Here is a 16923-nt window from a genome sequence, read left to right on the forward strand (position 1 = left end):
TGCGCGGCTCCGGCTTCCAGGCGCGCGGCGTCGTGGTCCGGCTCCCTGCCGCCGTCTGGCGTGGGTGGGTTGTTGCGCGGGTTGCCAGGCGTGCGGCGTCGTGATCGGGGTTGCTGCCGCCGCTTGGGGTGGGTGGGTGGTCTTTCCAGCGTTTTCGTCGCGCGGATTCCTTAACGTGACTCTGTTGTGATCCGCTTTTGGTGACAATGGTTGCCTGTGCCATTTACGCTGCTTTCGGGATCTAATATTGGCATGATCGAAGAGAGGCTATTCCATCAGGCGTACGGGATAATTTCTTCATGCGGCAGCTCCAGTTGTTCAGCTCTTCAGAACTCGCTAAAATGCGCGACCGGACAAAGCGTCGAAACTATTCACCGGAGGCTGAGGAGTTCCGCCGCGAGCACGAACGGCACCGTGCGTGGGGCTTGGCTCAGCGTCACGCAAACGCCCCCTCCCTCCCGCGCGTGCGAAAGAGGAGCCCAGCCGCAAAGAGGTTCACCCACCCGCCCCGTCACCGACGGCAACACCAAATTGCGCAGTCAGCCCCAATGGTCAAAACGGCCAGCCTGCCGCGCCAATCCAGGCCGCCCTGCCGGTCGCCGGTGCCAGCAGATCCATCGGCCGAGCCAGCAAATTCAAAACCACCCAGCGGTGCCGCTCGAGCGAACATTGCAAACGCCCACCCACTATTCCGTCCACCTATTACAACCGAATAGCGCCTTCGCGAAATAGCGAATCTCACGCCCAGCCCATCGGGCCGCAGCAGGCCCAACCACGACGCCGCGCACCTGGCATGCCGCGTAACCAAAGGCTCGGCGCAGGTGGCGGCAGTCAGCTCGGCCACGACGCCGCGCGCCTGGCATGCCGCGCAACAACCTACTCACACCGGGCGGCGGCAGGAAGCCCGGACCGCGACGGCGCGCGCCGGGCAATCCGCGCGACAACCCACCCACACCAGGCGGCCGCAGCAACCCGGCCACGACGCCGCGCGCCTGGCGGGCCGCGCGACCACCGGGCCGGCGCAGGTGGCGGCAGTCAGCCCGGCCGCGACGCCGCGCGCCTGGCAATCCGCGTAACCAAAGGCTCGGCGCAGGTGGCGGCAGTCGGCTCGGCCACGATGCCGCGCGCCTATCGGCCGACGCATCAAGGACCGCAACCATAAGGCCTAGCTCAGCCGCTACCTCGCACGGCCGAACAGATTCTTGGGACGTCGTGCAGTGAGGAGCGGGCGAGTGGTGCTCTGGGTGCTGTGCGCGGCCTACCTGGCCACCATGGCGGGCATCGTGGTCGCCGTCGCCGCCGGGGGAGCAGTCGACAAGGTCGCCGGCCCGGTCATGGTCGTGCTCGGGATCGTTGCAGTTGTCTACTCCACCCGCGTTGCCCGCGATCCTCGGCTCGACGTCAGCCTGCGGCGGTTCTGGCGCCTGGTCACCGTGGCCCTCGGCTTGGCCCTGGCCACGCCCGTGCTGTTCCTGTTCGTGACCGGGGCGGCGCCGTTTCCGCAGCCCGGCGACGGAGCCCACCTGCTGTTCGTCCTCATCCTGTTCCTGGCCCTGCTGTCCTATCCCGTGCGCGCGGCCACCCGCCGGGAACGCTGGAAGGCCCTGCTCGACGCGGCCACGGTCGCCCTTGGCGCCTCGATGGTGCTCTGGTACATCGTGATCGGCCCCGCCCTGGTCCGCGAGGGCGCCTCGGTGCGCCTGGTGCTGGCCGCGTCCGCGTACCCCGTCGTCGATTTGCTGACCCTGTTCGCGTTCGCCCGGGTGCTGATGCGCGGGACCGAACGTGCCACCCGCCGCCCCCTGCTGTTGCTCGGCACGGGCGTGTTCCCCCTGTTCGTCGGCGACGTCTACCTCGGCTTCACCCAGGCTCAGACGATCGCGGTAGCCCGTACGCCATGGCAGTTCGCCTGCTGGCTGACCATGCACCTGCTGCTGGCATGCGGCGCGGCCGACCAGTGGCAACGCCTCGCCAGCGGCGACGACCGCGGCACCCGGCACGGGCGGCTGGCCACCAACCTGCCGTACATCGCCATCGGCGTCGGCTACCTGCTGATGGGCGCAGCCTCCGTGCGCGAGGGGCAGATCTATCCCTGGTCCGGCCTGGTCGTCGGAAGCATGGGCATCACCGGGGTGGTCGTGGTGCGCCAGATGCTGGCCCAGAACGAGAGCGACGAGGCCGCGGCCACGGACGCCCTGACCGGCCTGGCCAACCGCGCCCGCCTGCACCGCGAGCTGGCCGTGTCCCTGCCCCGCGCGGACCGGTCCGGCCGGGCCGTCGGCGTCCTGCTGATCGACCTGAACGGTTTCAAACCGATCAACGACACCCTCGGCCACCAGGCCGGCGACCAGTTGCTGGTCTCAGTGGCCGGGGCTTTGCGCCGCAGCGTCCGCGGCGACGACTTGGCCGGCCGCCTGGGCGGTGACGAGTTCGCGGTGGTGCTGCGCTCAGTCGGCGGCCCCGACGAGGCGGTGGCGGTGGCCCGGCGCATCACCGAGGCCTTGGCCGAGCCGATCGTCATAGCCGGCGAGCCGGTGCGCGCTTCGGCCAGCATCGGGGTGGCCGTGAGCAACTCCGGCGCGACCCCCGACGAGGTGCTGCACCGCGCCGACGTAGCCATGTACCAGGCCAAACGCGCCAAAGCAGCGTGGACCTTGTGGCGCGACGACCTCGAAACCGCGTCGGCCTCCCATGAGAGAAGCGCTCGCGAGCATCCGACCCGTCTACCGTGACCGGCCGGCCTCCTCGTCGACCGGTGGCGTGGTTCCCGATCGGGTGATGCGCATCGCGGTGAGTGTCCGGGCCGTGATGTCGGTCAGCCCGAAACGCCGAGAGCTGTCCAGAGCGGCGGTCCGGCGCTCGGCGGTGACGTCGGCCGTGGCGATATGGACCGCGCGCCTGGCCGCGTAGGCGAGGTGATGTTCGGCGCGATGATTGATCCAGCTGGTGGCCAGTTCGGCCGCGATGATGAGGCCCAGGGTGCCGAGGGACAGTAACCCGGCCAGCAGCGCCAAGCGGTAGGCCATCGCCGAATCGCCGGTGGACGCAAGGCATGCGGCTCCGGCGGCGGTCGCAGCGCCGGAGGGGGAGCTGATCACGAGCACGCGGCGCCAATTGCTCTTCATCGCCACCCCCATCACCGCCTCAGTACTGCACGAGCATCACAATACGCTAAGATCTTGCTCTGATACAGAGCAGATGTTCTGAATCAGAACGGATGCGTATAGTCAGGGTGGCGCGAGGAGGCAACCATGAGCGGCGTCTCGGTCACCCAGGGGGTTGCGGAACGCATCAAACAGATGCGGGCTGCACGTGGTTGGTCAGCGCAGAATCTCGCCGACGAGTGCGCACAGCTCGGAGTCCCCTCGCTTACCCGCGGCACGATCGCCAAGATCGAGTCCGGCGTCCGCAAGTCGGTCACCGCCGAGGAGCTCGACATTCTGGCCCGGGCACTCCGCACCGGCACTGACGAGTTGCTGCGCGGATCTGCGCCGCGCCCGACTCACGTCCGGCTGGCGCAGCTGATGTCCAGGCTGTTCTTCACCGAGGAATCCGCCCGATCGGTTCTCCTTCGGGCAGGGTTTCCTGCGCAGCTGCTGCCGGCGTTCGCCTCTCCGGAGAGCTTCTGGTCGGAGGCGGTGCGCCTGATGGAGATGGGCATCGGCCCCGGCGACGCCTTGACCGACCTGGTCGAGGACGCGGCCGCTACCTTCCGCGGCAACCGCGAGATCCAGGCTTTTCGCGCCGAGATGGCTGCTCCGGTCATCGAGGCCGGCCCGGCGCTTCGGCGAGGAACTGCTGATCAGCCGACGCACACCTTGACGCTCACCGGTGTCGACATGCCTGACGAGTTTCTCGAAGTGGTGCGTGGTCAGTTCGGCGAGGAGGTCGATCTCCTCTACGTCAGCAGGCAACAGAGCTCGGTTTCGATTCCTGACCCGGGTGACAGGGTGGAGCAGGTAAGGCGCGAGATCGAGGAGTTGGTGCGCACATACGCGCCCGAGGCAGAACTGGCGGTGTACTACGAGAAGTACCCCTTCCGGCCTTACCTTCTATCGCAACTGACTGTCTTCGGTCCCGACACCACGCCGTACCTGCTCCAGTCGGTGCCGGCCACGGCCACGCCGCGTGATATCGCCGCGGCCATCGTCGCGGAGACTCGGCAGCTGAGTGACCGAACGGCCGTCGTCGTCGACAGCGAGGCCGAAGGCGGCGTCCAACGCCTGCGGCCAGACTCCACCCTGCACGACAACGACGTGCGCGATGATGCGAAGTTGCGGGTCTCGGCGGAGGCACGGGCAGGAGGATCGGCCGGGGCTCCGAGTTTGCAGGTCGCTCGGCGTGAGACGCGACTACGCGCGGTTCTTGCTCAGGTTCGCGCCTTCGCGGCTGACCGGACCGGCTTCGCCATCACTTTTCTGGATCATCCAGAGGTCCCGACCCGAATCGTCGTCGAGTTTTCGGCCGCCGGCTTCGTGCCGCCCGATGACACCCCGCAGCCGCTGCCCGTTCACCACCACCGAGTCACGATCGACCTGCCACCCACGTTCCCTACGACGCCGCCGACCGTCATCTGGAACACGCCGGTCTTTCACCCGAACATCTGGCCGCCGGACCGTCCCGGCTTCCGGCCGATGACGGTCTGCGTACGGGAAATCTTCGACGACTACGACCCTGGGCTGGACTTCGGCGACCTGTGTGCGCTGCTCGTCGACCTGGCCGGCTACCGCTACCAGGACCAGGCGACGGCATGCGACCCGGCAGCCGAGCGGTGGGCGGCGAGTCCGGACGGCCAGGCGATGATTGCCGGCCTGGCCTCGCCGGGCGCGGTCACCCCCCGCGGTCGCGAGACGCCCAGGCGCGGGCCGTCAGCAGGCCGTTACGGCAGTTGAGATCCCGCCGTCCCAGCTGGCAACGCGCGAGGGCCGGGACGACCCGGAACCGAAGATCAGGACGCTGAGCGCAACGTCAGCTGCGTTCCGCCTATGAAGATGACGTCTCCGGGGCGTAGGTCGACCGTTGCCACCGGGTGGCCGTTGACTCTTGTGCCGTTGTGGGAACCCAGGTCGGTCAGGGTGATCCGGTCGGGGGTCACCTCGATGATCAGGTGGCGGCGGGACACCCCGGGGTCGCGCAACCGCACCCCCGACTGCCGGTCGCGCCCCAGCACCGTCAAGCCGGCCGGCAACGGCCACCTCTGGCCCTCCGCGCTCACCAGCGTGACCACCGCCTCGTCGCCCGGGGTGACGGCTCGGACCAGGGGCGGCGGGTCGGGTTCGAGCAGCGCTGCCACCCGGAACGTCCCCGTGTCCAGGTCGTCCAGGGCGAACACCTCGACCGACACGTCCCCATAGACGATCCAGGCCTGGTCGGCGATCAGCTCGGCCTGGCGGACGGCCAGATCCTGCGCCAGCTGGGCCGCGTGCGGGGCCCAGCGGCGGTGGTCGTACTCGGACAGGCCGACCGTGTAGCGGTTCGGCACCAGCGTGCGGCCCTCGCCGAGCAGTGCCTTGTGTCGTTCGGCCTCGCGGCGCATGGCTTCGAGCACGCTTTCCGGGCGCACCACACTGTGGAGCTCGATGTCCTCGAGCCCCAAGCGTTCGGGTGCAGCGGTCACGGCGTCATCCAGACACGGTCGTACGTCACGGCAGGTGACGAGTATGCCAGCTAGCCCGGCCCGGATCAGGAAACTGTCGCGCGGATGTCGCCCAGGCCGCGTGCCACCAGGAATTCGCCGCCGTCGGCGAGTCGATCACCCCAGGAATGTGACTCCGCGTTCCAGCGTCGCCACATTCGGCGGTCGGTGCGGACGCTGACCCGGGCTGACTTGCCGGGTTCGACGTCGATGGCGGTCCAGCCCACCAGCCGTACGGGCTCGTCGTGTTCGACCGGGCGCAGGTAGACCTGCACGACTTCGCGGCTGGGGTGCCGCCCGACGTTGGTCACGGTGACGGTGATCGCGGGGGCGTCGCCGGTGATGAGGCGGACGTCGGAGTACTGCCACTCGCCGTACCCGAGCCCGTGACCCAGCCAGAACGCGGGTTCGGGCGCCTGCCCCGCGATGTGGCCGCGATAACCCACAAAAGTTCCTTCCCCGTACGGGAGTTGCCCGTCGACCGGCGTGACCGACCAGGCGGGGGAGGCGCCGTCGGCGGCCGGGAACGTGGTGACCAGACGGCCGGCCGGTTCGACGTCGCCGAGCAGGGCCGCGGCCACCGCGTGCCCACCTTCCTGCCCGGGCAGTCCGGCCCACAGCACGGCGTCGACGCGGTCGAGCCACGGCATCAGCACGGGGGTGGCGGCGTTGACGACCACCACCGTACGGCGGGAAGCCCCGGCCACCGCCTCGACCAGCGCGTCCTGGGCGCCGGGCAGCCGCAACGTGTCCTTGTCGGCCGACTCGGTCTCCTGCTCCTCGGTCAACCCGACCACCACGACCGCCACGTCGGCGCCGGCCGCCGCCCGGACGGCGTCGTCGATCACGTCGACCGACTCCCGCGAGGCGACATTCCCGATAAGCCCGAAAAGCCCCATGCCCTCGATCGTGACCGTGGCGTCGAGCCGGTGAGAGGCGGGCGAGGGGCTGGAGGACGGGGTGGGTGACAGAGCGAAGGTCCGGTACGGCGGTGTCAGCACTTCCTCACCCATGCCGCCACCCGACGTGCGTAGCGAGAAGGTGCTGCCGTCCGAGAGTGAGCCGCCGTGGGAGGGCGAGCCGCCGTGGGAGGGCGAGGTCCCGTGGGAGGGCGAACTGCCGTCGGTGGGCGAGCTGCCGTGGGAGAGCGAGGTGCCGTCGGAGACGGTCCAGTCGCCGACGCCCATGACGCCCAGCTCGGCCGGTCCGTCGGTGTGCACGTCGGCGACCAGGCGAGCCGAGGCGACCGGCGCCGGAAGGTCGTCGTCCATGCCGATCATGGTCTTGGCCTGGGCGCAGAACCGCCGTTCGAGTTCGTTGCCGGCGGCGTCGAACAGGATCACGTCGATGCCGGGCCGGCCGTTCGAGGGTGCGGTCAGGAAGCCGCCGCGTGCCGGGACCGGACGGGTCCGCACGTTCACGCCGTCGATCACCGTCACGCGGTCGCCCAGCAGCGCGGTCAGGCCCTCGGCCACGCTCACCTGGTAGGGCGGGTTCAGCGCGGCCGACCCGCCGCCCATGTCGATCGTCTCGACCGCGTGCCGCCCGATCAGCGTGACGGTCGTCGAGCGGTCGAGGGGCAGCAGGTCGTGATCGTTCTTCAGCACGGTGATGCCGCGCGCGGCCAGGCGGGTCAACTGCTCCCGCCGTACGGGGGAATCGGGCTCGGGAATCTCGGCCGGCCACCGCCGTGCCTCGCCCAGGGCGCCCACCCGCTCGGCCAGGCGCAGGAGCCGGGTCACGTGGTCGTCGATCACCGCCTCGTCGACCTCGCCCGCCTCGACCGCGGCGACCAGCGCGTCACCCCACGGACCGTCCGGACCGGGCATCACCAGGTCGAGCCCGCCGTTCGCAGCCGGCGCGGCGCTCTTCGTGGCAAACCAGTCCGACATGATCAGACCGGTGTAGCCCCAGCCGCCCTTGACGACCTCGTTGTTCACGTAGTTCTGCTCGGTCGCGGCCACGCCGTTGACGTCGTTGTAGGCCGCCATCATGGTCCACGCGCCGGCATCCTCGACGGCGATCTCGAACGGCAGCAGGTAGAGCTCGTGCAGCGTGCGCTCGTCGACCACCGAGTTCATCGAGTTGCGCTCGGTCTCGCTCTCGTTGGCGACCAGGTGTTTGAGGCAGGCCGCCACGCCGCTGTCCTGCATGCCGCGCACATAGGCGGCGGCGAGCCGGCCGGTGAGCAGCGGATCTTCCGAGTACGCCTCGAACAGCCGCCCGCCCAGCGGGGAGCGGTGCAGGTTGATGGTCGGTCCCAGCACCACGTGGATCTGCTGGGCCGCTGCCTCTTCGGCCAGGAGCTTTCCCACCTCGTACGCGGTCTGCTCGTCCCAGGTCGAGGCGAGCAGCGTCGCGTTGGGCAGGAGGGTGACCACCCGGCCCCCGGTGAATTTCAGCCCGCGTACGCCGGTCGGGCCGTCGGAGAACCGCATCTCGTGCAGCCCGATCGAGGGTTCCTCGGCCAGGGTGAACGCGCTGGCCCCGGTGAGCAGGCGTACCTTGGCCGCGAGGCCGAGCGACTTGACGAGGGCGGCGAGGTCGGTCGTCATGTCTCCATCATTATCACGACCCGGGTTACACGTGTAAGTTTGGTGGATGGCCGAACCCACCACCAAACGGGTCACCAGCGCCGACGTCGCCCGAGTGGCCGGAGTGTCCCGCGCGACGGTCAGCTACGTCCTCAACGACACGCCGCGGCAGACCATCTCGGCCGGCACCCGCACCCGCGTGCTCGACGCGGCCGCCCGCCTGGGCTATTCCCCGTCGGCGGCCGCGCGGACCCTGCGTACCGGCCGCTCCGACGTCGTGCTCTGCCTGCTGCCCGACTGGCCGATCGGCCCCGAGGTGGGCTCGATGCTGAGCCAGCTGTCGTCGGCGCTGACCCGGCACGGCCTCACCCTCGTGGTGCACCCCGGCAACCGGCAGGAACGCCCGATGACCGAGTTGTGGAAGGCGATCACGCCGGCCGCCGTCATCGCGTACACCGAGTTCTCCGACGCCGAGATCGCCGCCATGCGCTCGGCCGGGGTCGCCGTGGTCGAGGCCGTCCCGCGCCGCCGGGGCCGCTCGTCCGCCGTGCCGCAGGAACTCGTCGGCCGGCGCCAGGCCGAGCACCTGATCCGCGCCGGGCACACCCACCTCGGTTACGCCTACCCCGACGACCAGCGTGTCCGGTTCTTCGCCGAGCCCCGCCTGGCCGGTGTCCGCGCCGCCTGCGTGGCCCAGCGGCTGCCCACGCCGGTCGGCCTGACGGTCCCGCTCGATCCGGCGGCCGCTTCCGACGCCGTACGGAGGTGGCAGGCGGCCGGCGTCACGGCGGTCTGCGCGTACAACGACGAGGTGGCGCTGGCCGTGCTGGCCGGCGTCCGCGGCGCGGGGCTGTCGGTGCCGGCGGACCTGGCCGTGATCGGGGTCGACGACATCCCGACAGCCCGTCTCGCCGATCCGCCGTTGACCACCGTCACCACCGATCAGGCGGCCGTCGGGGCCCATCTGGCGGCCGCCGTCGTCGCCGTGATGAGCGGCCGGGCCGCCCCCGAGCTGCCCGCCCCCGACATCGTCCGGGTCGTGACCAGGGGATCCGCTTGATCGCCGGGCGTCGATGAAGGCGAGCGGCCGGGCCGCCCCCAGGCTGCCCGCCTCCGGGCAATTCGCTTGATCGCCGGGCGTCGATAACGACGAGTTGCGGGGCCACCCCCGAGCTGCCCGCCTCCGGGCAATTCCCTTGATCGCCGGGCGTCGATAAATCTGACAACAAACGCACAGGTAGGGCACAAGGGTGACTCAGCCTGCGGGCGAATCGTGAAGGGTGTTCCGAACGGTTCGCACGTAGGGGGAGAGCGCCATGCTCGTTCAGTTGAATCGCAACACCGGTCAGCGCGACTTCACCGCCACCGCGACCGACCTGCCGATCAACCCGGCCAACCTGCCGACCAGCCGGGGCCCGCTGCCCGCGGTCGTCTGTTTCGGCCATCCGGGCCGCGTCGCCGGTCTGCCCCAGCACCTGCCGGCCGGTTGGTCGCTGCGCCGGGCCGACGACCTCGACGACGTACGCCCCGACGAGATCGTGCTGTTCGCCGGCGCCTCGGTCCGCGAGGTGGCCACGGCCCGCCGTGTGCTGCCGTCCCGCACGATGATCGTTGCGCTGGTCGACGAGGAGGCCCCGGCCGAGATGGTGGCCGGCGTCCTCACCGCGGGCGCCGACGCGTGCGTGCGCGGCGGCCAGCCCGCCATCCTGGCCGGTCACCTGGTCGCCTGCCGCCGCCGCGACCTGGCCGACCGCTGGTCCCGCCTGAACGTCCAGGGCCGGCGGTGAGAAGCTTCGCGACCGCCCTGTTCCGGGCGGTCGCGGCCGTGATCGGCGCCGTGGCCGACCGCCTGACGCCGTGGGCCCCGAGCGGCGACCTGGCCGCCCAGCGCGCCTGGCTGCTGCGCCCCGGTGCCGAGCCGCTCATGCGGCCCGCCCTGTCCCGACGCGAACCGCGCCGGCGTCACCGTCACGGGGGGTACGGCAACGCCGGCGCGGGGTTGGTGCCGCACTGACCTGGCTACGCCGATTCAGCGCGGTCGGAGTAGTGCTGACTCGTCAGGCGGTCGGGGTGGCGCTGGCTCGTCAGGCAGTCGGGATGACGCTGAGCCGTCAGGCGGTCGAGTTGACGCTGAGCCGTCAGGCGGTCGAGATGGCGCTGACCCGTCAGGCGGTCGAGATGGCGCTGACCCGTCAGGCGCTCGGGGTGGCGCCGGCCGTCGGCTGCAGCACCTTGCAGGTCTCGATCGCCTTCTTGACCGTGGCGTCGCTGGTGTCCATGGTCGCCGGGTCGGTCACGCCGTTCTCCTTGAGGCAGTTCTGGTAGGCCGCGTTCTGCCCGTTGCCCCGGTTCCCGTTGCCCATGCCACCCGGACGCCCCGAAGGCCGCAGCGAGGAGCAGGCTTCCTGGGCTTTCTGCCAGGTCGCGTCGTCGACGTCATCGGGTTTGCCGAACATGCCACCGCCGCCCGGGAAGCCCCCTCCGCCCCGCGGCCCCGCACTGCCACTGGGCCGGGGCATCCCCGACGGCATTCCCGAGGGTCGTCCACCCTCACGCGGCCCGCCCGACGGCATCGTGATCGTGACACCGTTCTCCTTGAGACAGTCGGTGTAGGCGGTGAACGCGCTGTTCTGCCCGCCCCCGTTCGCGCCGTCCCCGTCGCTGCTCGCGTCCCCCGATCCGCCCCCGCAGGCCGCGGTCAGAACAAGCGCGGCCGACGCCACAACCAGCCCCGCCGCGCGACGGTAAGCCTTCTCTCGAAACACGATGCCTTCTTTCCACGGGCCCGGGCCGCAGACCCGCGAATGCCGGAGGGACCGGACGCGATGCCGGTTCGGATGACGCCCCACCCAAGCGCCCGCACCTCGCCCCCACATCGGCGTCGCCTCGGAGTTGCCTCAGAGCCCCTGTGCGCAGCCTGTGCCCGGGCCGCCCGACCTGTCCGGCCTACCCGACCTGTCCGGCCCACCCGACCTGTCCGGCCTACCCGACCTGTCCGGGCCGCCCGACCTGTCCGGCCTACCCGACCTGTCCGGCCCACCCGACCTGTCCGGCCCACCCGACCTGTCCGGCCTACCCGACCTGTCCGGGCCGCCCGACCTGCCCGGCCCACCCAATCCGCCCGGCCCACCCAATCCGCCCGGCCCACCCGATCTGCCCGGCCCGCGTGACCTGCCCGGCCGCCCCCGCCCGGCCACGCTCCGGCTCGGCCTGCTGCGCGCGCCCCGCTCCGGCCCGGCCCACGGTCGGGCATCGGACTGTCATGAGGTGCGCCGGCGAGCATCATGAGGAGGCCGCGGATCCCGCGACTCGTTTACGAGGGGGCCAGGATGACCGCAATGCAGCCTCGCGCTGCGCTTGACGATCCGCCCGCGCGCGTCCTTCTGATTCGTCGCCAGGCCGCCGCGAAAGCGACCCACTCCAGTGCCATGGTGGCGGACCTCTGGCAGTTCTATGAGGAGCATGCGACCCAGGCCCGCCAGCACGAGAGTCTGCGGGCCACCGTGACCGGAACACTCGCGGCGATTGCGGGTGCCATAACCGCGCTCGCCGGAGTCGGTGGTCTGAGCGTCGCCGACGTCCCGGCCGGAGCGGCGGTGGTCATCATCAGTGGTCTCGGCGTCGTGCTCAGCCTGAAGCATTTCGAGCGGAACCGGTTCCACGTGCAGGTGATGAAGCAGGTGCAGCGCGAGATCGAGCGTGTGCGCGATTCCATCAACGCTTCACCGCGGCCCCTGTCGGAGCTGTGGAATGCGGCCAAACGGACGCACCGGGAAGACTTCGCGATCAAGGTCTGGAAGAAGAAGGACGATCCGAGCGGATCCGTATGGATCGACACCCGCTTGTACATCCTGTGGGCCGGCCTCCCCTTGGGCATCGCCGTCGTCGGCGTGCTCGTCATCGTCCTCGGCTTCATCGGCATCCCGGCCCCCAAGTAGCGGCTCCGAGAAAACTCCGATCCGGCATCCCGGCTCCCGCGCTGCGGTTCCCGAGCTGTGGTTCCCGGGCTGTGGTTCCCGGGCTGTGGTTTGAGGGTGCGGTTCCCGGGCTGTGGTCCGAGGGTGCGGTTCCTGGGCTGTGGTCCGAGGGTGCGGTTCCCGGGCTGTGGTCCGAGGGTGCGGATCCTGGGCTGTGGTTTGAGGGTGCGGTTCCTGGGCTGTGGTCCGAGGGTGCGGTTCCTGGGCTGTGGTTCCCGGGCTGTGGTTCCCGGGCTGTGGTTTGAGGGTGCGGTTCCTGGGCTGTGGTCCGAGGGTGCGGTTCCTGGGCTGCGGCTCCCAGGCCGCGGTCCCGGGGTGCGGCGCCCTGGGTGCGGCTCCGAGGGAACTCCGAGGTCGGTTGAAGGCGGCGGCGAGGGGCAACCACCACACTTCCGGGCCATGGGTGAAGCACTGGCCGGTCGTCGGCGCTGGATCTGGGCTGCCGCGGCGGTTGTCGTGCTCGCGCTGATCGTGTTCGGGGTGGTCCGGGCCATGGGCGCGGACGCCGAGGAGAAGCCGAAAGCGGCCGCCACCGTGGCGGTCGACCGGGGCGCGGTGACGATCGAGGTCGCCACCACCGGGACGGTGCAGCCGGCCCAGACCCGCAGCCTGTCGTTCGCGGTCGAGGGCACGGTCGAAAGCGTCTCGGTGCGGGCGGGCACGACGGTCACGGCGGGGCAGACGCTGGCCAAGGTCGACGACACCGACGCGGCCGAAGCGGTGGACAACGCGCAGGACGCCCTCGACGACGCCGAGGACGCGCTGGCCGAGGCCCGGGCGAACGCCACCGCCACCGCCGGCACGACCTGCGGGTCCAACGTCGCGGCGGCCTACACTCCGCCGTCGGCCAGCCCCACGCCGAGCGCGAGCCCGAGCCGTACCGTGAGCCCGAGCCCGTCCGTGAGCACAAGCCCGAGCCCGACCCGCACCACGACGTCGGCGCCTTCCCGGACCACAGCCCCGACCGGAGGCGCACCAGGCGGAGGCGCACCGGGCGGGAGCACACCAGGCGGGGGCGCACCCACGAGCGGAACCTGCGCCGGCGGGCAACAGCAGGGCGGGCAACAAGGCGGGCAACAAGGGGGCGACGCCATCCTCAGCGCCCAGCAGCGGGTCACCCAGGCCACCACCACGCTCGAGAACGCCGAGGAAGCCCTGGCCGGCGCGACCATCACGGCACCCATCGCGGGGCGGATCATCAGCGTCAGCGGCAAGGTCGGCAGCCAGGTCACCGCAGGTAACGCCTTCATAACGCTGGCCGACGTCTACGACATGCAGATCAGCGCGGACTTCCCCGAGGCCGACGCCGACCGGCTCGCCGTGAAGCAGAAGGCGGTGGTCACCCTGGCCGACCGGGCCGGCAAGGAGTTCGAGGCCACCGTGGTGCAGGTCGACCCCGTCGGCACCAGCGACGGCACTATGGTCCGGTACGGCGTATTGCTGTCCTTCGATACCTCGCCCGAGGATCTGCTGGTCGGGCAGAGTGCGTCGGTGCGGGTGACGACCGGCTCGAAGGAGGAGGCGCTGCGCGTGCCCAGCACCGCGGTGCACGACGTCTCCGGCGACCAGGGCACCGTGCTCAAGGGCGGCGCGCCGGCCAAGGTCGTCATCGGCCTGCGGGGCGACCAGTTCACCGAGATCACCGGGGGCCTTTCGGAGGGCGACGAGATCGTCCGTTCGTGGTGACTGTCAGCGAGCTGACAGCGGTACAGCGGACTCAGCACAACTTCATAGGGAATTCCTAGGTGGCGTTGATACTCCTTCGGGGTGCTGACTGATTCCCGATCCTCGATCGCTCTCGGCGACGCCCCGGCCCGCGTCGCGCGGGTGCTCGTCGTCGACGACGAGCCGAACATCTCCGCGCTGCTCAGCGCGACCCTGCGCCTCGTCGAGTTCGACGTGCGGGTGGCCGAGACGGGCCACCGGGCGCTGGTCGCGATCGAGGAGTTCGAGCCCGACCTCGTGGTCCTCGACGTGATGCTGCCCGACCTCGACGGGTTCGAGATCGCCAAGCGGCTGCGCGCCACCGGTTCCCGCGTGCCGGTGCTGTTCCTGACCGCGCGCGACGCCCTCGAAGACCGGCTTTCCGGGCTCTCGGCCGGCGCCGACGACTACGTGACCAAGCCGTTCAGCCTGGAGGAGGTCGTGTTGCGGATCCGGGCGATCCTGCGGCGCACCCAGCCCGGGCTCGACGGCCCGGGCGAGCGGGGCGTGCTGCGCTACGCCGACCTCGAGATGGACGAGGACGCCCACGAGGTGCGCCGGGCGGGCCGGGTCGTCGACCTCTCGCCGACCGAGTTCAACCTGCTCAAATACCTGCTGGTCAACGCCGGCCGGGTGGTCAGCAAGGCCCAGATCCTCGACCGGGTGTGGAAGTACGACTTCGGTGGCGACGGCCGCATCGTCGAGTCGTACGTCTACTACCTGCGCCGCAAGATCGACCGGACCGAGCCGCCGCTGATCCACACCGTGCGCGGCGTCGGCTATGCCCTGCGGCTGCCTCGCGGTGGCGAAGACTGAGATGGCCGCGTTCACACGGGGGGTCTGGACGCGGCCGCGGCGCTGGAGGCACTGGACTCTGCGCGCGCGCCTCGTCCTGGTGGTGGGTGCCCTGGCCGCGCTCGCCCTGATCATCGCGAACGCCGCCGGCGTCGTGCTCATCCGCAGCTATCTGCTCGACCGCATCGACGACCAGCTCCGGGTCATGGTTCATCCGCTGTCCCAGATGGACCCCCGGGACGACTACGCGAACGGCCGGATGCCCGGCGTTCCCAACGGGGGCAACGGAAACGGCAACGTCGTCTACGGCGGCGGGGGCGGTGGCGTGCGGGGCATGAAGAGCCTCGGCCCCGACCAGGTGACGTACTGGTTCTTCCCGAACTTCGTCCTGATCGATCCGCGATCGGCCGGCACCACCGAACGTCCGACGGTCCCGGCCGTGAGCCGGGTGGCCGAGCTCCCCACGCTCGCCGAGCCGCACACGGTCGAGGCCTCCGACGGCAGCCACTGGCGCCTGATCGCGGTCGAGAACAAAGAGATCGGCGGGTACGCGGTGGGCGGCGTCTCGCTGTCCGAGCTGAAGCAGACCACCAACCAGCTGCTGCTGATCGACGCCCTGGTCAGCGCGCTGGTGCTCGCGCTGCTCGGCATGGGGGCGGCCTTCGTCGTACGGCTGGGCCTGCGTCCCCTGAACGACATGGAACGCCTCGCCACCGACATCTCCGGGGGCAACCTCAGCGGCCGTGTCGCCGGCGCCGACCCGCACACCGAACCCGGCCGCCTGGGCCTGGCCCTCAACTCGATGCTCGGCCGGATCGAGAACGAGGTCAGCGCCCGCACCGCCTCCGAGAACCGGATGCGCCAGTTCCTGGCCGACGCCTCGCACGAGCTGCGCACCCCGCTCACCTCGATCAAGGGGTTCGCCGAGCTGTACCGCCGCGGCGGCGTCGAGCCCGGCCCGGCCCTGCAGCGCATCGAGAGCGAGTCGGGCCGGATGAGCCTGCTGGTCGAGGACATGCTGATGCTGGCCCGGCTCGACCAGCAGCGCCCGCTGTCCCGCAAGCCGGTCGACCTGCTCGAGGTCGCCGCCGACACGGTCCGCGACGCGCACGCCCGCGCCCCCGAGCGCGCGGTGCACCTGACCGCCCTCAACGACGCCGACGAGACGTTCGAGCCGCCCATGGTGCTGGGCGACGAGCACGCCCTGCGGCAGATCGCCACCAACCTGGTCTCCAACGCGCTGCAGCACACGCCGCCCGAGGCCGAGATCACCGTACGGGTCGGGCTGATCCACCCGAGACCGCCCGCGCCCGGCAGCGTCGTCTCGGGCACGGCCCCACCGTCCGGGGGCCGGCTGGCGGTGCTGGAGGTCGCCGACAACGGCCCGGGGATCCCGCCCGAGCACGCGCCGCGGGTCTTCGAGCGGCTCTACCGCGCCGACTCGAGCCGTTACCGCGGCAAGGGCGGCGGTTCCGGGCTGGGCCTGTCGATCGTGGCCGCCTTTGTGCACGGTCACGGCGGCTGGGTCGAGCTGGAGTCGCCGGCGGAGGGTGGCGCGACCTTCCGGGTCCTGCTGCCCGCGCACGACTACGAGCTGACCGCGGGCTGAGGGCCGGTTCAGCCCGGCGTTTCACGGCGCCGGGCTGAACCGGGACCACAATTTCGAGCTGGCTCCCAGGTTGCCCGGAAGCTGCTCCGAGGCCGGACCGCCACAGTGTCCGGCATGCCAGCGCGCCTCAACCTGCGACGCCCCACGGTGGCGGTCAACACCGCCCTCGGCGTCGCCCTCGTAGCCGGGGGATTCTGGGCCTACCAGACCCTCGCCGGAACGGACGCCACCCCGGCCGCGAACGCGTCGACCCGCACGGTCGCCGTCCAGCAGGGCACCGTCACCAAGACCGTGACCGCGGACGGGACGGTCGAGAGCGCCAGCACCGCGACCGCCAGTTTTGTCACCGGCGGCACGGTGACCGCGATCAACGCCCGGGTCGGTCAGAAGGTCGCCAAGGGGCAGGTGCTGGCCAAGGTCGACCCGGCCGACGCCCAGCGCTCCCTGGACGCGGCCGAGGCCGACCTGGACGCCGCCCGCGACTCGCTGGAGCGGGCCGAGGACGCCGGCTCCGACACTTCCACCGCCGAGAACGAGGTGGAGCAGGCGGAACTGGCCGTGGACGAGGCCGAGGCGGCGGTCGCGGGCACGGTGCTCAAGGCGCCGATGGCGGGCACGGTCACCGCGGTCAACGGCACGCTCGGGAGCAGCAGCAGCAGCAGCAGCAGC

General features: G+C 70.9%; 15 protein-coding genes. 11 read left to right on the forward strand and 4 right to left on the reverse strand.

Annotated features, from left to right (window positions below; translation table 11 throughout):
• Positions 1 to 1232 precede the first annotated feature (1232 nt).
• Positions 1233 to 2732 carry a GGDEF domain-containing protein gene (locus JIG36_RS54520; protein ID WP_203383436.1) on the forward strand — a complete coding sequence of 500 codons (1500 nt, stop codon included), beginning with the start codon at positions 1233 to 1235 and terminating at the stop codon, positions 2730 to 2732.
• Here the strand turns inward: JIG36_RS54520 and JIG36_RS47060 are convergent.
• A complete protein-coding gene (locus JIG36_RS47060) occupies positions 2724 to 3125 on the reverse strand; it encodes a hypothetical protein (protein WP_203383437.1) in 402 nt (133 codons plus the stop codon). The genes JIG36_RS54520 and JIG36_RS47060 overlap by 9 nt on opposite strands.
• A gap of 126 nt (positions 3126 to 3251) precedes the next feature.
• Between JIG36_RS47060 and JIG36_RS47065 the strand changes: the two genes are divergently transcribed.
• Positions 3252 to 4892 (forward strand): effector-associated domain EAD1-containing protein, encoded by a 1641-nt coding sequence (locus JIG36_RS47065; RefSeq protein WP_203383438.1) that lies wholly within the window; start codon positions 3252 to 3254, stop codon positions 4890 to 4892.
• A 56-nt stretch (positions 4893 to 4948) separates the two neighbouring features.
• On the opposite strand, the gene JIG36_RS47070 is transcribed toward JIG36_RS47065, so the two are convergent.
• Positions 4949 to 5617: an FHA domain-containing protein gene (locus JIG36_RS47070; protein ID WP_203383439.1), complete on the reverse strand. Its 669-nt coding sequence runs from the start codon at positions 5615 to 5617 to the stop codon at positions 4949 to 4951.
• Between the two features lie 65 nt (positions 5618 to 5682).
• Positions 5683 to 8190 (reverse strand): beta-glucosidase family protein, encoded by a 2508-nt coding sequence (locus JIG36_RS47075; protein ID WP_203383440.1) that lies wholly within the window; start codon positions 8188 to 8190, stop codon positions 5683 to 5685.
• Positions 8191 to 8236: 46 nt separating this feature from the next.
• Between JIG36_RS47075 and JIG36_RS47080 the strand changes: the two genes are divergently transcribed.
• The 3 genes from JIG36_RS47080 (at position 8237) to JIG36_RS47090 (ending at position 10183) form a co-directional block, all read left to right on the forward strand.
• Entirely contained in the window at positions 8237 to 9229 is a 993-nt protein-coding gene (locus tag JIG36_RS47080; protein WP_203383441.1) for a LacI family DNA-binding transcriptional regulator, read from the forward strand.
• A gap of 256 nt (positions 9230 to 9485) precedes the next feature.
• Positions 9486 to 9956 carry a hypothetical protein gene (locus JIG36_RS47085; protein WP_203383442.1) on the forward strand — a complete coding sequence of 157 codons (471 nt, stop codon included), beginning with the start codon at positions 9486 to 9488 and terminating at the stop codon, positions 9954 to 9956.
• Positions 9953 to 10183 carry a hypothetical protein gene (locus JIG36_RS47090; protein WP_203383443.1) on the forward strand — a complete coding sequence of 77 codons (231 nt, stop codon included), beginning with the start codon at positions 9953 to 9955 and terminating at the stop codon, positions 10181 to 10183. Before JIG36_RS47085 ends, JIG36_RS47090 begins: the two co-directional genes overlap by 4 nt.
• A 178-nt stretch (positions 10184 to 10361) precedes the next feature.
• Here the strand turns inward: JIG36_RS47090 and JIG36_RS47095 are convergent, their stop codons facing one another.
• Entirely contained in the window at positions 10362 to 10934 is a 573-nt protein-coding gene (locus tag JIG36_RS47095) for a hypothetical protein (protein ID WP_307873200.1), read from the reverse strand.
• A 154-nt stretch (positions 10935 to 11088) separates the two neighbouring features.
• On the opposite strand from JIG36_RS47095, the gene JIG36_RS52920 reads away from it, so the two are divergent.
• From JIG36_RS52920 to JIG36_RS47125, 6 genes are all read left to right on the forward strand, one after another.
• Positions 11089 to 11457, forward strand: a complete 369-nt coding sequence (locus JIG36_RS52920) for a hypothetical protein (RefSeq protein ID WP_236049767.1) — start codon at positions 11089 to 11091, stop codon at positions 11455 to 11457.
• A gap of 41 nt (positions 11458 to 11498) precedes the next feature.
• The gene (locus JIG36_RS47105; protein WP_203383446.1) at positions 11499 to 12107 is read left to right on the forward strand and encodes a hypothetical protein; all 609 of its coding nucleotides are present in this window, start codon (positions 11499 to 11501) and stop codon (positions 12105 to 12107) included.
• 438 nt (positions 12108 to 12545) lie between these two features.
• Positions 12546 to 13832, forward strand: coding sequence for an efflux RND transporter periplasmic adaptor subunit (locus JIG36_RS47110; protein ID WP_203383447.1), 1287 nt, complete (start codon positions 12546 to 12548; stop codon positions 13830 to 13832).
• An 81-nt stretch (positions 13833 to 13913) separates the two neighbouring features.
• Positions 13914 to 14666, forward strand: coding sequence for a response regulator transcription factor (locus tag JIG36_RS47115; RefSeq protein ID WP_307873201.1), 753 nt, complete (start codon positions 13914 to 13916; stop codon positions 14664 to 14666).
• A gap of 1 nt (position 14667) precedes the next feature.
• Complete coding sequence (locus JIG36_RS47120; protein WP_203383448.1) at positions 14668 to 16254, forward strand: sensor histidine kinase; 1587 nt, start codon at positions 14668 to 14670, stop codon at positions 16252 to 16254.
• 114 nt (positions 16255 to 16368) lie between these two features.
• Positions 16369 to 16923 (forward strand): efflux RND transporter periplasmic adaptor subunit (locus JIG36_RS47125; protein ID WP_203383449.1); only part of this gene is annotated, 555 nt, incomplete at its 3' end.

The organism is Paractinoplanes ovalisporus, assembly GCF_016834655.1.
GTDB classification, from domain to species: Bacteria; Actinomycetota; Actinomycetes; order Mycobacteriales; family Micromonosporaceae; genus Actinoplanes; species Actinoplanes ovalisporus.

Excerpts from the sequence above, each read along its gene's own strand:
- JIG36_RS47105 (WP_203383446.1), top strand. The coding sequence starts at position 11,499 with ATGACCGCAATGCAGCCTCGCGCTGCGCTTGACGATCCGCCCGCGCGC.
- JIG36_RS47120 (WP_203383448.1), top strand. The coding sequence starts at position 14,668 with ATGGCCGCGTTCACACGGGGGGTCTGGACGCGGCCGCGGCGCTGGAGG.
- JIG36_RS47085 (WP_203383442.1), top strand. The coding sequence starts at position 9,486 with ATGCTCGTTCAGTTGAATCGCAACACCGGTCAGCGCGACTTCACCGCC.
- JIG36_RS47075 (WP_203383440.1), bottom strand. The coding sequence starts at position 8,190 with ATGACGACCGACCTCGCCGCCCTCGTCAAGTCGCTCGGCCTCGCGGCC.
- JIG36_RS47060 (WP_203383437.1), bottom strand. The coding sequence starts at position 3,125 with ATGAAGAGCAATTGGCGCCGCGTGCTCGTGATCAGCTCCCCCTCCGGC.
- JIG36_RS47080 (WP_203383441.1), top strand. The coding sequence starts at position 8,237 with ATGGCCGAACCCACCACCAAACGGGTCACCAGCGCCGACGTCGCCCGA.
- JIG36_RS47110 (WP_203383447.1), top strand. The coding sequence starts at position 12,546 with ATGGGTGAAGCACTGGCCGGTCGTCGGCGCTGGATCTGGGCTGCCGCG.
- JIG36_RS47065 (WP_203383438.1), top strand. The coding sequence starts at position 3,252 with ATGAGCGGCGTCTCGGTCACCCAGGGGGTTGCGGAACGCATCAAACAG.